Source organism: Streptomyces sp. NPDC045678, from assembly GCF_056432085.1.
Genome location: NZ_JBWKJS010000002.1, coordinates 685,832 through 701,857, shown reverse-complemented (window position 1 = coordinate 701,857; position 16,026 = coordinate 685,832). Strand labels below are relative to the sequence as shown.

At 72.5% G+C, this 16,026-nt stretch carries 16 protein-coding genes; 14 read left to right on the top strand and 2 right to left on the bottom strand.

The window, feature by feature from the left end:
- Window positions 1–31: 31 nt before the first annotated feature.
- Window positions 32–625 (bottom strand): MBL fold metallo-hydrolase, encoded by a 594-nt coding sequence (locus tag AC07DO_RS09600; protein ID WP_479058159.1) that lies wholly within the window; start codon window positions 623–625, stop codon window positions 32–34.
- Window positions 626–881: 256 nt separating this feature from the next.
- On the opposite strand from AC07DO_RS09600, the gene AC07DO_RS09595 reads away from it, so the two are divergent.
- Together AC07DO_RS09595 and AC07DO_RS09590 are read left to right on the top strand one after the other, a co-directional pair.
- Window positions 882–1,790: a GlxA family transcriptional regulator gene (locus AC07DO_RS09595; protein ID WP_479058580.1), complete on the top strand. Its 909-nt coding sequence runs from the start codon at window positions 882–884 to the stop codon at window positions 1,788–1,790.
- Window positions 1,791–1,827: 37 nt separating this feature from the next.
- Entirely contained in the window at window positions 1,828–2,415 is a 588-nt protein-coding gene (locus AC07DO_RS09590) for a GNAT family N-acetyltransferase (protein ID WP_479058157.1), read from the top strand.
- Here the strand turns inward: AC07DO_RS09590 and AC07DO_RS09585 are convergent.
- Window positions 2,393–3,424 (bottom strand): NAD(P)/FAD-dependent oxidoreductase, encoded by a 1,032-nt coding sequence (locus AC07DO_RS09585; protein WP_479058578.1) that lies wholly within the window; start codon window positions 3,422–3,424, stop codon window positions 2,393–2,395. The genes AC07DO_RS09590 and AC07DO_RS09585 overlap by 23 nt on opposite strands.
- Before the next feature lie 122 nt (window positions 3,425–3,546).
- Here AC07DO_RS09585 and AC07DO_RS09580 point away from each other — a divergent pair, with 122 nt between their 5' ends.
- The 12 genes from AC07DO_RS09580 (at window position 3,547) to AC07DO_RS09525 (ending at window position 16,016) form a co-directional block, all read left to right on the top strand.
- Window positions 3,547–4,185 carry a helix-turn-helix domain-containing protein gene (locus tag AC07DO_RS09580; protein WP_479058156.1) on the top strand — a complete coding sequence of 213 codons (639 nt, stop codon included), beginning with the start codon at window positions 3,547–3,549 and terminating at the stop codon, window positions 4,183–4,185.
- A gap of 98 nt (window positions 4,186–4,283) precedes the next feature.
- On the top strand, window positions 4,284–5,252 hold the full coding sequence (locus tag AC07DO_RS09575) for an NADPH:quinone oxidoreductase family protein (protein ID WP_479058155.1): 969 nt from the start codon (window positions 4,284–4,286) through the stop codon (window positions 5,250–5,252).
- Window positions 5,249–6,436, top strand: a complete 1,188-nt coding sequence (locus AC07DO_RS09570) for an acyl-CoA dehydrogenase family protein (RefSeq protein WP_479058153.1) — start codon at window positions 5,249–5,251, stop codon at window positions 6,434–6,436. Before AC07DO_RS09575 ends, AC07DO_RS09570 begins: the two co-directional genes overlap by 4 nt.
- Complete coding sequence (locus AC07DO_RS09565; protein ID WP_479058151.1) at window positions 6,433–7,533, top strand: acyl-CoA dehydrogenase family protein; 1,101 nt, start codon at window positions 6,433–6,435, stop codon at window positions 7,531–7,533. The genes AC07DO_RS09570 and AC07DO_RS09565 overlap by 4 nt, the downstream gene beginning before the upstream one ends.
- A gap of 164 nt (window positions 7,534–7,697) precedes the next feature.
- Window positions 7,698–9,287, top strand: coding sequence for an ABC transporter substrate-binding protein (locus AC07DO_RS09560; RefSeq protein WP_479058150.1), 1,590 nt, complete (start codon window positions 7,698–7,700; stop codon window positions 9,285–9,287).
- Between the two features lie 59 nt (window positions 9,288–9,346).
- A complete protein-coding gene (locus AC07DO_RS09555) occupies window positions 9,347–10,312 on the top strand; it encodes an ABC transporter permease (RefSeq protein WP_479058148.1) in 966 nt (321 codons plus the stop codon).
- Window positions 10,305–11,225 carry an ABC transporter permease gene (locus AC07DO_RS09550; RefSeq protein ID WP_479058147.1) on the top strand — a complete coding sequence of 307 codons (921 nt, stop codon included), beginning with the start codon at window positions 10,305–10,307 and terminating at the stop codon, window positions 11,223–11,225. Before AC07DO_RS09555 ends, AC07DO_RS09550 begins: the two co-directional genes overlap by 8 nt.
- Window positions 11,226–11,269: 44 nt before the next feature.
- Window positions 11,270–12,199 (top strand): ABC transporter ATP-binding protein, encoded by a 930-nt coding sequence (locus tag AC07DO_RS09545; protein ID WP_479058577.1) that lies wholly within the window; start codon window positions 11,270–11,272, stop codon window positions 12,197–12,199.
- Entirely contained in the window at window positions 12,192–12,860 is a 669-nt protein-coding gene (locus AC07DO_RS09540; RefSeq protein WP_479058146.1) for an ABC transporter ATP-binding protein, read from the top strand. Before AC07DO_RS09545 ends, AC07DO_RS09540 begins: the two co-directional genes overlap by 8 nt.
- 323 nt (window positions 12,861–13,183) lie before the next feature.
- A complete protein-coding gene (locus AC07DO_RS09535; protein ID WP_479058144.1) occupies window positions 13,184–14,044 on the top strand; it encodes a phosphatidylinositol-specific phospholipase C/glycerophosphodiester phosphodiesterase family protein in 861 nt (286 codons plus the stop codon).
- A 129-nt stretch (window positions 14,045–14,173) separates the two neighbouring features.
- Window positions 14,174–14,368, top strand: coding sequence for a hypothetical protein (locus tag AC07DO_RS09530; RefSeq protein ID WP_150164565.1), 195 nt, complete (start codon window positions 14,174–14,176; stop codon window positions 14,366–14,368).
- A gap of 79 nt (window positions 14,369–14,447) precedes the next feature.
- Entirely contained in the window at window positions 14,448–16,016 is a 1,569-nt protein-coding gene (locus AC07DO_RS09525; protein WP_479058141.1) for a hypothetical protein, read from the top strand.
- The last annotated feature ends 10 nt before the right edge of the window (window positions 16,017–16,026 follow it).

Sequence of the window (16,026 nt, the reverse complement as noted above, 5' to 3'; positions counted from 1 at the left end):
CGTCCGTCGGGCGAGGCGAGATTCCGCCCGGCTAGCGAGGCGTGGTGCCGTCCGGCCGGAACGGGCCTCCGTGACCGGGAACGATCAGGTCCGCGACGCCGATCACCCGCAGCCGTGAGGCGCGCAGCACCGCGCGGTCGGGGGCCACCGGGTCGTCCGCCGGGCCGTCCGCGTGCCACCACAGGTCACCGGCGAAGGCGACCACGCCCGATGCGGTGCCGGCGAGCAGCGTGATGTCCTCCGTGCTGTGGCCCGGAGTCCTGATCAGCCGTAGCGACGGGGTGAGTTCGTAGCCCTCCGCGTCCCGGTTCCGCCACTGGTCACCGCGGTACTCCACCTTGTGGTCGTGCACGGTGGCCCGCCGGAACAGGCCCACGTTCATGGTGTTGTCCGGGTGGTGGTGGCTGAGGACCACGTCGGTGATGTCGTCGGGGCCGAGCCCCGCCGCCGCGAGCGGGGCGAGGATGCTGTCGGGGCTCGGAACCATGCCCGGGTCGAAGATCACATGGCGGTCGCCGTCGGATATGTAGGAGACGGTGGCGGCCACTCCGGGGCCGGTGGAGCCGACGTAACCGGTGGTCAGGATCGTGTGTGCGGCGCTGCGGCCGAGCGGTGCGTCTGTCATGGCTCTGATCCTTCCGGGCGGGAAGGACGTCCACGAGTGGCACATCTGCCGCTGATCGCAGGATTGCTGCCAGCCGTGTGAGCCGCATGAGCTGCGTGAGCCGCATGAGCCGCATGAGCCGCGTGAGCCGTGTGAGCCGTGTGAGCCGTGCCAGCCGTGGCAGCCGTGCCAGACTGCGCGCGTGCCCACCTCGCCGCCCGCGTCCTCCTCGGTGCCCTTCAGGACCGTCGCCGCCTACACCCCGCCCGGCGTCGGCATGCTCGCCGTCGGCATCGTCACCGAGGTGTTCGGCCCGCACGGCGAGGCCGTGCCCGGCTTCGACCTCGCCCTCTGCACCGACCGGCCGGGCCCGGTCCCCACCGACCTCGGCGTACCGCTGACCATCACGCAGGGCCTGGACCGGCTGGCCGCCGCCGACCTCGTGATCGCCCTGCCCTGGGCCGACTTCCGTACGCCGCCCGCGCCCGCCGTGCTCGACGCGCTGACGGCGGCGCACGAACGCGGGGCACTCGTCGCCGCCCACTGTGTGGGTGCCTTCGCGCTCGCCGCCGCGGGGCTGCTCGCCGGCCGACGGGCCACCACGCACTGGCGGTTCGCCGGACTGCTCGCACAGCGCCACCCGGACATCACCGTCGAACCCGACGCCCTCTACATCGACGAAGGACGCGTCATCACCGGCGCGGGCGCCGCGGCGGGCTTTGACCTCTGTCTGCATCTGCTGCGGCGGGAGCACGGCGCCGCGCTGGCCAACGCCGTCGCCCGCGACGTCGTACTGCCCTCGCACCGCGACGGAGGGCAGGCGCAGTACCTGGCCGCTCCCGTCCCCGAGAACTGCCGCGACGACCGGTTGTCCGACGTGCTCGCCTGGGCCCGGGAGAACCTCCACGAGCCGCTGCCCGTCGCCGAACTGGCCCGGCGCGCCGTCATGAGCAAACGCTCCTTCGCCCGCCGTTTCACCGCCGCGACCGGCACCACGCCGCACGCCTGGCTGCGGAGCCTGCGCCTGAGCAGCGCGGAGGAACTCCTGGAGACCACGGACCTGCCGGTCGAGGAGATCGCCCGCCGCGTGGGCTACGGGAGCGCGGCCGTCCTGCGCGAACAGTTCGTACGCCGCCGGGGCGTGCCGCCGCGCTCGTACCGCCGCTCCTTCACGAACGCGCCCTGACCAAGGGGCCGTCGGACTGCGGTGCGAGAATCCCGCCATGGTCGACACGGAAATGGTCAGCGCAGAAGAGCCGGCTCGAACCGTCCTCGTCCCGGCCGGACCCGAACTCCGCCCCGTGGTCGAGCGGTTGGCCCAGCTCTACCGGCACGACATGTCGGAGTTCCTCGGCCATCTCCCGGCGTCCGACGGGACGTTCTCGTTCGGCAGGCTGCCGCTGTTCTTCGACGAGCCGGGGCGGTCGGCCCTGCTGATCCAGTACGGTTCCGTGCCCGCCGGCTTCGTCCTGACCCGCACGACGGCCGAGGGCGCGACCTCGATCTCCGCGTTCTTCGTCGTACGGGCGCTGCGCAGACGTGGTGTCGGCCGACAGGCGGCCCTCCACCTGCTGCGCTCCCGGCCGGGAGCCTGGGCGATCGCGTTCCAGCCCGCCAACGCGGGGGCCGCCCGGTTCTGGCGCGGGGTCGCGACGGAGGCCGTGGGCTCCGACTGGCGCGAGGAGTCGCGCCCGGTCCCCGCCCCTGCGCCCGCGAACGTGCCGGACGACCAGTGGATCCTGCTGAACACGGAATCGTCGCGCCCGGGCGGGGCTTCCGACACGGGCCCTAGTCCGTGGCGAGTGGGGTGAGTTCGTGGGTGCGGGCACCGGCCGCCACGCGCGCCACCTCCGCCTCCGCGCGAGGCGTGAAGACCCCCGCCCGGCGCCGGGCCACCTCCACGTCGAGGTCCGTCATGACGAGGTCCGCGTTGATCGTCGAGCCGGCGCGGTAGCCCGCGCTCGCCGCGTTGACCACCTGCTCCATGGGGCTCGCGGCGTTGCCCACCGCCCAGATGCCGGGAACGCTGGTGCGGCCGGTCTCGTCGACCTTGGGGTACGGACCGAAGGGGGTGTCCTTGTGCTCGGCGCCGAGGTCGGCCAGGAGACCGCCGCGGGCCACCGGCTTCGCGGCGACGAACAGCACCGGGCGGGGGAAGACGCGGCCGTCGGCGAGCCGCACGCCCGTCAGCCGGTCGTCCTCGACGGCGAGACCCGCGACCTCGCCCTCCACGACCTGCACACCGGCGGCGGCCAGGCGCTCCCACTCCTCGTCCGGCAGCTCCCGCACGGTGTGCAGGAACAGGGTCACGTCCTTGGACCACTGGGTGACGAGCAGGGCCTGGTGGCTGTTGAAGGGTTCGGAAGCGAGGACGCCGAAGGGCTCGTCCCGCACCTCCCAGCCGTGGCAGTACGGGCAGTGCAGCACGTCACGGCCCCAGCGCTCGGCGACGCCCGGCACATCGGGCAGTTCGTCGACGAGGCCCGTCGCCATGACGACCCGGCGCGCGTGCACCTCCCCGGCGTCCGCCAGGGCGACCCCGAACTCCCCGGTGCCGTCCGGCCGGACGGCCGACACGCGGTCGTGCGCGACCTCCACCCCGTACCGCGCCAGCTCCCGCCGCCCCTCGGCGAGGAACTCGGCGGGCGGCATGCCGTCCCGTGACAGGTAGCCCTGCATGTGCGCGGCGGGCGCGTTGCGCTGTTCGCCCGCGTCGACCACGAGGACCCGCCGACGGGAGCGGCCGAGCACGAGCGCGGCGCTCAGCCCCGCCGTCCCTCCTCCGACGACCACCACGTCGTAGACCTGCCCGTTCCCCATCCGGTTCCGCCTGTCCTGTGCGTTCTCGGTCACCGTGACCACCTCCACTCGCACCATGGCCCCGGCGGTGCCATATCGACAAGCGGCCTTGCCGTTATCGCAACAACTGGCATGATGGCGGCATGAGTGAAAAGCGCGCCGGCCACGGCCGGGAAGGTGACGCCGGGGAACCGGAAGCCATGGATCAGGTCCTCACCGAGGTGGGTCCCCGGCTCCGCCGCATCCGCAAGGAGCGCGGCGCCACCCTCGCCGGCCTCTCCGCGGCCACCGGCATCTCCGTCAGTACCCTGTCCCGGCTGGAGTCCGGACACCGCAAGCCCAGCCTCGAACTGCTCCTGCCGATCGCCCGCGCCCACCAGGTCCCCCTGGACGAGCTGGTCGGCGCTCCGCCGGTCGGCGACCCGCGCGTGCGGGCCAAGCCGATCGTCCGGCACGGCCGCACCATGCTGCCGCTCACCCGCCAGCCCGGCGGCCTCCAGGCGTACAAAGTGGTCGAGCCCGCCCGCACCTCGGCCGCCCCGGACCCACAGACGCACGAGGGCTACGAGTGGCTGTACGTGCTCTCCGGCAGGCTGCGCCTGATCCTCGGTGACCACGACGTGGTGCTCGGACCGGGGGAGGCCGCGGAGTTCGACACCCGGGTGCCGCACTGGTTCGGGGCGACGAGCGAGGGCGGCGCGGAGTTCATCAGCCTCTTCGGGCCGCAGGGAGAGCGCATGCACGTACGCGCGCGGCCCACCCGCAAGGGTGAGGCGGACTGACGGAGCTGCGGAGGCTGTCCAGGGCTGTTCCCTTGAGGGCAAGCGACCGCTTAGTATGCGGATGAGCACGGTCTACGACAGCCCCGTGGAGGCCCCGCATGCAGGCATGGCAAGTGCACGAGAACGGCGAGCCGGGCGAGGTGATGCGCCTGGCCGAGGTGGCACGCCCCGCGCTCGAAGAGGGGCAGGTGCTGCTGAAGGTCCGCGCCGCGAACATCAACTTCCCGGACGCGCTGCTCTGCCGGGGGCAGTACCAGGTCAGGCCGCCGCTGCCGTTCACGCCCGGCGTGGAGGTCTGCGGTGAGACGGAGGACGGGCGGCGCGTGATCGCCAACTCCGTGCTGCCGTACGGAGGTCTCGCCGAGTACGCCGTCGCGGACGCCGTCGGGCTGCTGCCCGCCCCCGACGCGCTCGACGACGCGGAGGCCGCCGCGCTCCACATCGGCTACCAGACCGGCTGGTTCGCCCTGCACCGCCGCGCGCACCTCCAGGAGGGCGAGACGCTGCTTGTGCACGCGGCCGCCGGCGGCGTGGGCAGCGCCGCGGTGCAGCTCGGCAAGGCGGCGGGCGCCAAGGTCATCGGCGTCGTCGGCGGCGCGGAGAAGGCGCGGGTCGCGCGCGAGCTGGGCTGTGACCTGGTCCTCGACCGGCGCTCGGACGACGTGATCGGCGCCGTCAAGGAAGCGACCGGCGGGCGCGGCGCCGACGTGATCTACGACCCGGTGGGCGGGGACGCGTACACGAAGTCCGCGAAGTGCGTGGCCTTCGAAGGGCGCATCGTCGTCATCGGCTTCGCCAGCGGCGGCATCCCCACCCCCGCGCTCAACCACGCCCTCGTGAAGAACTACTCGATCGTGGGCCTGCACTGGGGCCTCTACAAGACCAAGGATCCGCGCTCCATCCTGCGCTGCCACGAGGAACTCACCGAGCTCGCCGCCAAGGGCGCCATCAAGCCGCTGGTGAGCGAGCGCGTGCCGATGGCCGACGGCGCTTCCGCCGTGCAGCGCGTCGCCGACGGCGTCACCACCGGCCGCGTGGTCGTCCTGCCGCACGGAGGTGCCGCGTGATCGACGCCGACGAACTGCGCACCCGTACAAGTGCGTTGCTCGAAGCGCACCCGCCCGCCACGACGGACCGCGCCGACTTCCTGAAGGCCCGCTTCGACGCCGGGCTCGCCTGGGTTCACTACCCCGAGGGCCTCGGCGGCCTCGGCGCGCCGCGCTCCCTCCAGGCCGTCGTGGACGCCGAACTGGAGGCCGCGGGCGCGCCCGACAACGACCCGCGCCGCATCGGCATCGGCCTCGGCATGGCGGCGCCGACCGTCCTCGGCTTCGGCACCGAGGAGCAGAAGCAGCGCTTCCTGCGCCCGCTGTGGACCGGCGACGAAGTGTGGTGCCAGCTCTTCAGCGAGCCGGGCGCGGGCTCCGACCTCGCGGCGCTCGGCACGCGCGCCGTCCGCGACGGCGAGAGCGGCGACTGGGTGGTGAACGGCCAGAAGGTGTGGACGTCCAGCGCCCACACCGCGCGCTGGGCCATCCTGATCGCCCGCACCGACCCGGACGTGCCCAAGCACCGGGGCATCACGTACTTCGTGTGCGACATGACCGACCCCGGCGTCGAGGTGCGGCCGCTGCGCCAGATCACCGGTGAGGCCGAGTTCAACGAGGTGTTCCTCACCGACGTGCGCATCCCCGACGCGCACCGGCTCGGCGAGGTCGGCGACGGCTGGAAGGTCGCCCAGACCACCCTCATGAACGAGCGCGTCTCCATCGGCGGCATGCGCATCCCGCGCGAGGGCGGCATGATCGGCCTCGTCGCGAAGGCCTGGCGCGACCGCCCCGACCTGCGCACCCACGACCTCCATCAGCGACTCCTGAAGCTCTGGGTCGACGCGGAGGTCGCCAGGATCACCGGCGAGCGGCTGCGCCAGCAGCTCGTCGCGGGGCAGCCGGGACCCGAGGGCTCCGGCATGAAGCTCGGCTTCGCCCGCCTCAACCAGGAGATCAGCGGCCTGGAAGTGGAACTCCTCGGCGAGGAGGGCCTGCTGTACGACGACTGGACGATGCGCAGGCCCGAACTGGTCGACTTCACGGGCCGCGACGCGGGCTACCGCTACCTGCGGTCCAAGGGCAACAGCATCGAGGGCGGGACCAGCGAGGTCCTGCTGAACATCGTCGCCGAGCGCGTCCTGGGCCTGCCCGCCGAGCCGCGCACCGACAAGGACGTCGCCTGGAAGGACCTCGCGCGATGAGCGACCTGCTGTACTCCGAAGAGGAAGAGGCGCTGCGTCAGGCCGTGCGGGGCCTGCTCGCCGACCGGTGCGACGCCGCCACCGTCCTCGCCCGCGCCGAATCCCCGGCCGCCGACGGACCGCACGACCGCGCCCTGTGGAAGGCGCTCACCGACGGCATGGGCCTCGCCGGGCTCCTCGTCCCCGAAGAGCTGGGCGGCCAGGGCGCCACGCACCGCGAAGCGGCCGTCGTCCTGGAGGAGTTGGGCCGCGCGGTCGCGCCCGTGCCCTACCTCACCAGCGCCGTCGTCGCCACCGAGGCGCTCCTCGCCTGCTCGGGCGGCGAGGCCACCGAACTCCTCGCGGCGCTCGCCGCCGGACGCACGGTGGGCGCGCTCGCGGTGGGTCTCGCGACCGCTCCCGGAGCTCCCTTCCCGGGCGTACGTCATGAAGCGGGTGCCCTGCACGGCGAGTTGACCGGCATCGCGGACGCGGCCGGCGCCGACGTGCTGCTCGTCCCCGCCGACGGCGCGCTCCACGCGGTCCACACGGCGCAGGACGGCGTCACCGTCACCCCGCGGACCTCCCTCGACCTGACCCGGCCGCTCGCCACGGTGACCTTCGAGGCGGCCGCCGCGCGCGAGCTCACCCCGGACGCCGACGCGGCGGTACGGCGCGGCCTGCGGGCCGGTGCCGCGCTGCTGGCCTCGGAACAGCTCGGGCTCGCCGAGTGGTGCCTGACGGAGACGGTCAGGTATACGAAGGAGCGGCACCAGTTCAACCGGCCCGTGGGCTCCTTCCAGGCGCTCAAGCACCGTCTTGCCGAGCTGTGGCTGGAGGTCGTGAACACCCGCGCGGCGGCACGCAACGCCGCGGACGCGCTCGCCACGGACAGCGCCGACGCGGACGTGGCGGCCGCCCTCGCCCAGGCCTACGCCGCCCCCGTGGCGGTGCACGCCGCCGAGGAGGCACTTCAGCTGCACGGCGGCATCGGCATGACCTGGGAGCACCCCGTCCACCTGTACCTGAAGCGCGCCAAGGCGGACTCCACCGCCTACGGCACGGCGGGCAGGCACCGCGAGGCGCTGGCGGGCCTGGTCGACCTCCAGGCGCCCTGACGATCCTCCCCCGAGCGGCCGACAGCGCACCCGACACCCCACCCCCGTATTTTCATGCAGCCCGCACCTACCAGGTGCGGGCTGCGCGTTTTACGCCGCCATTACGTAAGGCATAATTGCGACCCGTTCGCAACAACACTTGATCTTCAGTAGGGGTGTGGAGCATGAGGGCCCGATCGATACGGGGCGCAGGCGCGACGGCGACGGCGGCCGCGATAGCGGTCGCCGCCTCCGCCTGCTCGGCGCCGGGCGACGGCGGCAGCGACGCGAAGGACTCCGCGGTCGTCGGCATCGCCTACGAACCCGAGACCCTCAGCCCGCTCCTCGGCTACGGCAAGGACGGCAACTCGAAGATCTTCGACGGGCTGCTCACGCACGACGCCGACATGAAGCTCAAGCCCGCCCTCGCGGCCGAGCTGCCCAAGGTCGCCGACGACGGCAAGACCTACACGTACAAGCTCCGCAAGGGCGTCAAGTTCAGCGACGGCAAGCCCTTCTCCGCGAAGGACGTCGTCTTCACCTACGAGACGATCCTCGACAAGAAGACGAACAACGCGTCCAAGACCGAGCTGGACGCCGTCAAGAACGTCGAGGCCAAGGGCGACGACACCGTCGTCTTCCACCTCAAGTACCCCTACGCACCGTTCGCCGAGCGCACCGTCCTGCCCATCGCCCCCGAGCACATCGCGGCCAAACAGGACGTGAACACCGGCACCTTCACCACCGAGCCGGTCGGCACCGGACCGTACAAGCTGGTCAAGTGGTCCAAGGGCGAGAAGCTGACCTTCAAGGCCAACCCCGACTACTGGGGCGGGGCACCGAAGGTCAAGAACTTCACCATGGCGATCATCAAGGACGACGACATCCGCGCCACCCGGCTCGACGCCGGTGAGCTCGACGGCGCGATCCTGCCGCCCAACCTCGCCAAGAAGTACAAGAGCGACAGCGGCAAGAACACCTACGCCGCGAAGACCTTCGACTACCGCGTGGTGACCCTGCCCACCGGCAACAAGGTCGCGGGCGACACCGACATCCGCCGCGCCCTCGACACCGGCGTGAACCGCAAGGCCATGGTCGACTCGATCCTGTACGGCGAGGGCAAGGAGGCCTACGGGCCCGTCCCGACCGACAGCCCCTGGTTCACCAAGGGCACCGAGCGCAAGTTCGACGCGGACAAGGCGAAGAAGATCCTCGACGACGCCGGATGGAAGCCCGGCAAGGACGGCATCCGCGAGAAGGACGGCGTCCGGGCGGAGTTCCCGCTCTGGTACCTCTCCGGCGACAAGCTCCGCCAGGACCACGCCCTCGCCTACGCCTCCGACGCCAAGAAGATCGGCATCAAGGTCGAGGTGCAGTCCGGCACGTGGGAGGTCATCGAGCCCCGCATGCCCAAGGACGCGGTCCTCGCCGGCGGCGGCTCCCCGGCCGACCCAGACTTCGACCAGTACACGCTCCTGAAGTCCTCCCTCGCCGGTGACGGCTTCAACAACATGGCGCACTACGACAACCCCGAGGTCGACAAGGCCCTGGAGGAGGCCCGCAAGAGCGGCGACCACGCGAAGCGCCAGGCCGCGTACGACACGATCCAGCGCGAACTCGTGAAGAACCCCGGCTACACGTTCCTCACGCACATCGACCACCTCTACGTCGTCGACAAGAAGTTCGGCGACCTGAGCACCCAGGTCGAGCCGCACGACCACGGCCTCGCCTCCGGGCCCTGGTGGAACGTCGAGGACTGGCAGCCGAAGAAGTGACACCGGCGATATCCAAAGCCGCAGGGGAGGCGACGCGCCGTCGCCTCCCCTGGGGGCCGATGGCGCGCCTCGTGGGCCGGCGGGCCCTGTTCGCCGTGCCCGTGCTGCTGCTCGTCACCTTCGGGGTCTTCGCCATCGCCGCCGCGTCGCCCTTCGACCCCGTCAAGGCGTACGCGGGCACGGCAGGGCTCACCGCCTCGCAGGAGAACCTCGACCAGCTGCGCGCCAACCTCGGCGTCGACCGCCCGCTGACCGCCCGCTGGTGGGACTGGCTGACCTCGGCGCTCACCGGCGACTTCGGGGACTCCAGCACCCTCAGGCAGCCCGTCGCGGACGCCATCGGCGAACGCATCGGCTGGTCCGTGCTGCTCGCCGCGACCGCGTTCGTCGTCGCCATCCTCCTCGGCACCGCACTCGGCGTGCTCGCGGCCCGCAGGCCCGGCGGCTGGCTCGACCGCGCCGTGACGTCCCTCGCGTACACCCTCGAAGCCGCGCCGCCCTTCTGGCTCGGCCTGCTCGCCGTCTGGCTGTTCGCGCTGAAACTGGGCGTCCTGCCCTCCGGCGGACTCACCGACACGGCCAGCTCGACCGTGACGGCGGGACAGGTCGCGAGCCACCTGGTGCTGCCCGCCGCCGTGCTCGCGATCTCGCAGCTGCCGTGGTTCGTCCTGTACGTGCGCCAGGGGGTCGGCGACGCCCTGGGCGACGACCCCGTGCGCGGGGCACGCGCGCGTGGCCTCGCCGAACGGACCGTGCTCCTCGGTCACGCGCTGCGCTCGGGCATGCTGCCCGTCCTCACGCTCATCGGCTCGCGCGTGCCCGAACTGATCACCGGAGCACTCCTGGTGGAGACCGTCTTCAGCTGGCCCGGCATCGCGGCGGCCACCGTGCAGGCCGCGACCTCCGTGGACTTCCCGCTGCTCGCCGCGCTGACCGCGCTCGCCACCGCCGCGGTCCTCCTGGGCAACCTCGTGGCCGACCTCCTGTACGGCCTCGCCGATCCGAGGGTGGGATTCGATGGCTGAGATCACTGAGACGGCTGAGACGGCACGTACGGCCAAGACGGCTGAGAACGCCGACATCGTGTGGCGCGACCGGGGCGGCGTGCGCCGCTCCACGCGCGCGTGGCGGGTGCGCACCTCCGCGGTGCTCGTCGCCGCGGTCGTCCTCGCCGTCCTTCTCGTACCGCCCCTCGTCCACCTCGACGAGCAGGCCGTCGACCTCGCCTCCAAGCTTCAACCACCGTCGCTGTCGCATCCCTTCGGCACCGACGACGTCGGCCGTGACCTCCTGCTGCGCTGCGTGTACGGGCTTCGGGTCTCGCTCCTCGTCGGTGTCGTCGCGGCGGTCGTCGCCACCGTCATCGGCACGGCGGTGGGCGCGCTGGCGGCCGCCTCCGGAGGCTGGGCGGACCGGCTCGTGATGCGGCTCGTCGACGTCTTCGCGTCCGTGCCGCACCTGCTGCTCGGCATCTTCATCGTCGCGATGTTCCGGCCCGGCGTCTGGCCGGTCGTCGTCTCCGTGGCGCTCACCCACTGGCTGTCCACGGCCCGCATCGTGCGCGCCGAGGTCCTGTCGCTGCGCTCGCGGCCCTACGTCGACGCGGCGATCTCCGGCGGCGCCTCGCGGCTGCGCGTCGCCGTGCGGCACCTGCTGCCCGGCGTCCTGCCGCAGGCCGGACTCGCCGCCGTCCTGATGGTGCCGCACGCCATCTGGCACGAGTCCGCGCTGTCCTTCCTCGGCCTCGGCCTCCCCTCGCACCAGGCCAGCCTCGGCACGCTCGTGCAGAGCGCCCGCGGCTCGCTCCTCGCGGGCGACTGGTGGCCGACGCTGTTCCCCGGCCTGTTCATCATCGTGCCCACCCTGGCGATCGCGGGCCTCGCGGGCGCCTGGCGGGAACGGATCAACCCCCGGCGCCGATCGGAGCTCATGCTGTGACGGTCCCCGTCCTGTCCGTGAACGGTCTCTCCGTACGCTTCCGCATGCGCGGCGGCACCTACGTCTCCGCCGTCACCGACGCCACCTTCGACCTCGCGGCGGGGGAGTGCCTGGCCCTGGTCGGCGAGAGCGGCTGCGGCAAGTCCGTGCTCGCCTCCGCGCTCCTCGGCCTGCTCCCGCAGAACGCGGAGACCGCCGGGTCCGCGCTGATCGGAGGGCCCGATGGGGCGGCCCCCGTCGACCTGCTCACCGCCAACGAACGCACGCTGGCCCGCACCGTGCGCGGGCGCCGCGTCGGCCTCGTACCGCAGAGCCCCGCCGCCCACCTGACGCCGGTCCGCACCGTCCGCTCCCAGCTGGAGGAGACCCTCCGCGAACTCGCGGGCGTACGGAAGCCGCAGCTGAGGGCCGCCGCCGAAGCGGCCGCCGAACGCGCCGCGTTCCCCCTGGGCCACCTCGACCGCTACCCGCACGAACTGTCCGGCGGCCTCGCCCAGCGCGCCGCCACCGCGCTCGCCCTCATCGGCGACGCGCCGCTCCTCCTCGCCGACGAGCCCACCACCGGCCTCGACCGCGACCTGGTCGACCGCACCGTCGACGAGCTGCGCCGGCACGTCGGCGACGACCGCGCGCTGCTCCTCATCACCCACGACCTCGCCGCCGCCGAGCGCATCGCCGACCGGGTCGCCGTGATGTACGCGAGTCGCGTCGTCGAACTCACCGACGCGGACGCGTTCTTCGGCACGCCCGGCCCCCGACACCCCTACGCCCGCGGACTCCTGAACGCCCTGCCGGAGCGCGCCTTCACCCCCGTCCCCGGCATGCCGCCCGAACTCTCCGCGCTCCCGGCGGGATGCGCTTTCGCGGCACGCTGCGACCGGGCCGACGACGCGTGCGGCGCGCTGCCCGCGCTCACCATCGGCGCCGCCTGCCACCACCCCCACGCGGACGTGCTGGAGGCCCCCCGTGCTTGAACTGCGCTCCATCACCGCCGGATACGACCGGCGCGCCCCCGTCGTCCGCGACGTGAGCCTCACCCTCGCGCCCGGCGAGTCCGTCGGCCTTCTCGGCCCCAGCGGCTGCGGCAAGTCCACACTGGCGCGGGTCGCCGCGCTCCTGCACCGCCCCGACGCCGGGCAGGTCGTCATCGACGGCGAGACGGCCCGCGGCTGGCGCCACCGCGCACCCCGCGAGCTGCGCACCGCCTTCGGCGTCGTCTTCCAGCAGCCGCGGCTCTCCGCCGACCCCCGCCTGACCCTCACCGCCCTCATCGCGGAGCCCCTGCGCGCCGTGGGCCGCGGTACCGAAGCGGCCGCCACGGTCCCGGAGCTCGCCGCCCGGGTCGGGCTCGGCAGGGACCTCCTGGGCCGCCGCCCGCACGAGGTCAGCGACGGCCAGCTCCAACGGGCCTGCCTGGCCCGCGCCCTGGTGCTCCGCCCCCGCTGGCTGATCTGCGACGAGATGACGGCGATGCTCGACGCGTCGACGACGGCGGCACTCGTCCACGTCGTGGAGGAGTACCGCGCCGAGCACGGCGCGGGACTCCTCGCCGTCGGCCACGACCGCGTACTCCTGGAGCGGTGGTGCGACCGCACGGCGCACTGGGACGAACTGGCGGGCCGGGCGCCCCGCTGAGGGCTCAGCCGCGCGGCACGAGCAGAAGCCGTCGCGGGTGAACTCGATGTGGTCGGCGAGCAGGCCCCGGCGCGTGGCCGCCGCCCCTCACCGAGCGCACCCTCGCCCACTGCCCCGACCTGAGGCTGATGTGCGTCGGCCGGCACGGTCCGGTCAACGCCGACCCGGAGGTGTTCACGGCCCGGCCGTGAACACCCGGAGTCGATGGCGCCAACTCCCGGTCAGGGCAGGTTTCCCGGCGTGGGCGCGGCCTCATACTCACTGAGGTCCCGCCCGCCGACGTGGGCGGCCGCCCGCAATCCACTCGCCCCCGGGAGACAGACATGGCCCTCACCACCCGTCGCAGAGCCCTCACCACCTTCGGAGCCGCCCTCGCCGGCGGCGTCGCGATGCCCGCCTACGCGCACGCGACCGGAGGCGGCCACCACCCACGGCCCCTGATCCGCGCCCACGCCCACAACGACTACGAACACCCCCGGCCCCTCCTCGACGCGCTCGACCACCGCTTCGGCAGCGTCGAGGCCGACATCTACCTCGTCGACGGGCAGCTGCTCGTCGCCCACGACCCGGTGGACCTCGACCCCACCCGCACCCTGGAGTCGCTCTACCTGAAGCCCCTGGCCGCCCGGGTGCGCGCCCAGCACGGGTCCGTGTACCGGGGGCATCACCGCACCCCCTTCCAGCTGCTCATCGACATCAAGACCGAGGGCGCGTCGACGTACGCCGAGCTCCACCGCCATCTGCGGCCCTATCGGCGCCTCTTCACGTCCTACAGCCACGGGAAGGTGCGTCGCGGCGCCGTCACCGCCGTCGTCTCCGGGGACCGGGCGGCGCGCGGGCCGATGGAGGCCCAGCGGGTTCGCCATGCCTTCTACGACGGGCGGCTCGCCGATCTCGGTGGCCCCGCGCCCGCCTCGCTCATCCCGCTGATCAGCGACAACTGGTCCCTCAACTTCAGCTGGCAGGGCGTGGGCCCCATACCCCCGGCCGAACGCGACAAGCTACGCGGCATCGTCTCCGCCGCCCACGCGCGCCGGCAGCGCGTGCGCTTCTGGGCCACGCCCGACCTGCCGGGTCCGCAGCGCGAAGCGGTCTGGAGCGAGCTGCTCGCCGCCGGTGTGGACCACCTCAACACCGATGACCTCGCGGGGCTCGAAGCGTTCCTCGACGCACACCGCGGATGATCTTCGAGGATCAACCCTCGCGCAAGTAACACCCGTTCGGAGCACAGGTCAGACGCCCGGACGCTCCCTCCGCTACGCCAGACTGACGGCCGGAAGCCGCGGTTCCACGTGGCGGAGGAGGTACTTCCCATGGCTGTTTCGATCTCTGTCGTGCTGCTGCTGGTGATCCTTGCGGTGGTCTTTCTGCGCAACGGGGCGCTGAAGGTGTCGCACGCCGTCGTCTGCGGGCTCCTCGGCTTCTACCTGGCGAGTACGAGCATGGCGCCGACCATCCACGACGGACTCACGGCCACCGCCGACATCGTCAGCTCGATCCGGCCATGACGCCGGCCAGTCTTGCGAGTTCATGAACAACTGACGTTGTGTCATGGACAGTTGCGGAGGCGCCCTCTAGCTTCGGCGCATGTCCAGCAGACTGCGCCGCATCGTTCCCGCCGGTGTCGTGGCCCTGACCGTGTCCCTCACGGTTCCCGCGTACGCCGACGAGATACCCAACGCCCCCGGGCACCGGCTCGTCGAGCAGTACGAGGGCGCGCCCGCCGAGGCACGCCCGCTGCCCGGCACCCCACCGCCCCAGCACCCGTACCTCGCCGCCAACGGCCGCAGCGGCATGCACGCCGACGCCGCCGGCAGCGGAACGTACCCCTGGAGCGGACCGCTCGGGAAGCGGCCCGCCGTCGACAGCGAGAAGATGGCGGCGCTCGGCGGCGAGTGCGCGACCGTCACCTTCGACCGCGACGGGCGCATCGTCACCGTGTGCGGCACGTTCACCGGGTTCCTCGTCAAGCTGCTCGACCCGAAGACGCTGGACACGCTCGCCGAGTACAAGCTGCCGCAGCGGCCCTCGACCGTCGAGGCCATCACCCGCCTCGACTTCTCGAAGATCTTCAAGGACACGTCGGGCGGCGCCTATGCGTACCTCGACAACGAGGACCGGCTCGTCCTCGCCGACTCGCGCCAGCACATCGTGCGGCTCGCGCACGAACGCACCCCGGACGGCGGCTGGCGCTTCGTCGTCGACAAGGACTGGGACCTGACGGACCACGTCCCGCACGACTGCGTGAGCTGGACCAACCTCTACCCGAGCGGCGAGTGCGACCCCGTCACGTCGGTCATGCCCGACTGGGAGGGGCGCATCTGGTGGGTGACACGGCAGGGCCGCGTCGGGACCGTCGACCCGACGTCCGGCGCCATCCGCTCCGTACGCCTCGACGGCGAGGAGATCCAGAACTCGTTCTCCGTCGCCGACGACGGCGTCTCCATCGTCTCCGACCACGCCCTCTACAGCTTCCGTGCCACCGCCGACGGCACCCCGAAGGCCCTCTGGCGGCAGACGTACGACCGCGGCACCGGCACCAAGCCGGGCTCGGTCAACCAGGGTTCCGGCACCACGCCCGACCTCTTCGGCGCACACGACGAATACGTGGCGATCACCGACAACGCCGACGGCCGCATGAACGTCCTCGTCTACCGGCGCGGCGCCGACGTGCCGGACGAGGACCGGCTCGTCTGCAAGATCCCCGTCTTCGGCTCCGGCGCCTCCACCACCGACAACTCGCTGATCACCTGGGGCGACAGCCTCGTCGTCGAGAACAACTACGGCTACGAGAACATCACCTCGCTCACCCTCGGCCGCAGCGTCGTCGGCGGCGTCACCAGGATCGACGTGCGCGAGGACGGCACCGGCTGCGACACCGTCTGGGAGAGCGGCGAGCGCTCCCCGTCCACGGTGCCCAAACTGTCCACCGCCAACGGCCTGTTGTACTTCTACACGAAGGAACCCAACCGCCTCGGCATCGACGCGTGGTACCTGACCGCCGTCGACTTCCGCACCGGCGACACCCGCTGGAAGCGGCTCGCCGGCACGGGCATCGCGTACGACAACAACTGGGCACCCGTGACGCTGGGACCCGACGGGACCGCCTACGTGGGCGCCTTCAACGGGCTCGTGGCGGTGCGCGACAGCGAGTGACGGGTGCGGT

What these genes read in the sequence shown, in the direction of transcription:
- AC07DO_RS09600 (WP_479058159.1), bottom strand. Translation starts at nt 625, where the DNA reads ATGACAGACGCACCGCTCGGCCGCAGCGCCGCACACACGATCCTGACC.
- AC07DO_RS09595 (WP_479058580.1), top strand. Translation starts at nt 882, where the DNA reads ATGCTCGCCGTCGGCATCGTCACCGAGGTGTTCGGCCCGCACGGCGAG.
- AC07DO_RS09590 (WP_479058157.1), top strand. Translation starts at nt 1,828, where the DNA reads ATGGTCGACACGGAAATGGTCAGCGCAGAAGAGCCGGCTCGAACCGTC.
- AC07DO_RS09585 (WP_479058578.1), bottom strand. Translation starts at nt 3,424, where the DNA reads ATGGGGAACGGGCAGGTCTACGACGTGGTGGTCGTCGGAGGAGGGACG.
- AC07DO_RS09580 (WP_479058156.1), top strand. Translation starts at nt 3,547, where the DNA reads ATGAGTGAAAAGCGCGCCGGCCACGGCCGGGAAGGTGACGCCGGGGAA.
- AC07DO_RS09575 (WP_479058155.1), top strand. Translation starts at nt 4,284, where the DNA reads ATGCAGGCATGGCAAGTGCACGAGAACGGCGAGCCGGGCGAGGTGATG.
- AC07DO_RS09565 (WP_479058151.1), top strand. Translation starts at nt 6,433, where the DNA reads ATGAGCGACCTGCTGTACTCCGAAGAGGAAGAGGCGCTGCGTCAGGCC.
- AC07DO_RS09560 (WP_479058150.1), top strand. Translation starts at nt 7,698, where the DNA reads ATGAGGGCCCGATCGATACGGGGCGCAGGCGCGACGGCGACGGCGGCC.
- AC07DO_RS09555 (WP_479058148.1), top strand. Translation starts at nt 9,347, where the DNA reads ATGGCGCGCCTCGTGGGCCGGCGGGCCCTGTTCGCCGTGCCCGTGCTG.
- AC07DO_RS09550 (WP_479058147.1), top strand. Translation starts at nt 10,305, where the DNA reads ATGGCTGAGATCACTGAGACGGCTGAGACGGCACGTACGGCCAAGACG.
- AC07DO_RS09545 (WP_479058577.1), top strand. Translation starts at nt 11,270, where the DNA reads ATGCGCGGCGGCACCTACGTCTCCGCCGTCACCGACGCCACCTTCGAC.
- AC07DO_RS09535 (WP_479058144.1), top strand. Translation starts at nt 13,184, where the DNA reads ATGGCCCTCACCACCCGTCGCAGAGCCCTCACCACCTTCGGAGCCGCC.
- AC07DO_RS09530 (WP_150164565.1), top strand. Translation starts at nt 14,174, where the DNA reads ATGGCTGTTTCGATCTCTGTCGTGCTGCTGCTGGTGATCCTTGCGGTG.
- AC07DO_RS09525 (WP_479058141.1), top strand. Translation starts at nt 14,448, where the DNA reads ATGTCCAGCAGACTGCGCCGCATCGTTCCCGCCGGTGTCGTGGCCCTG.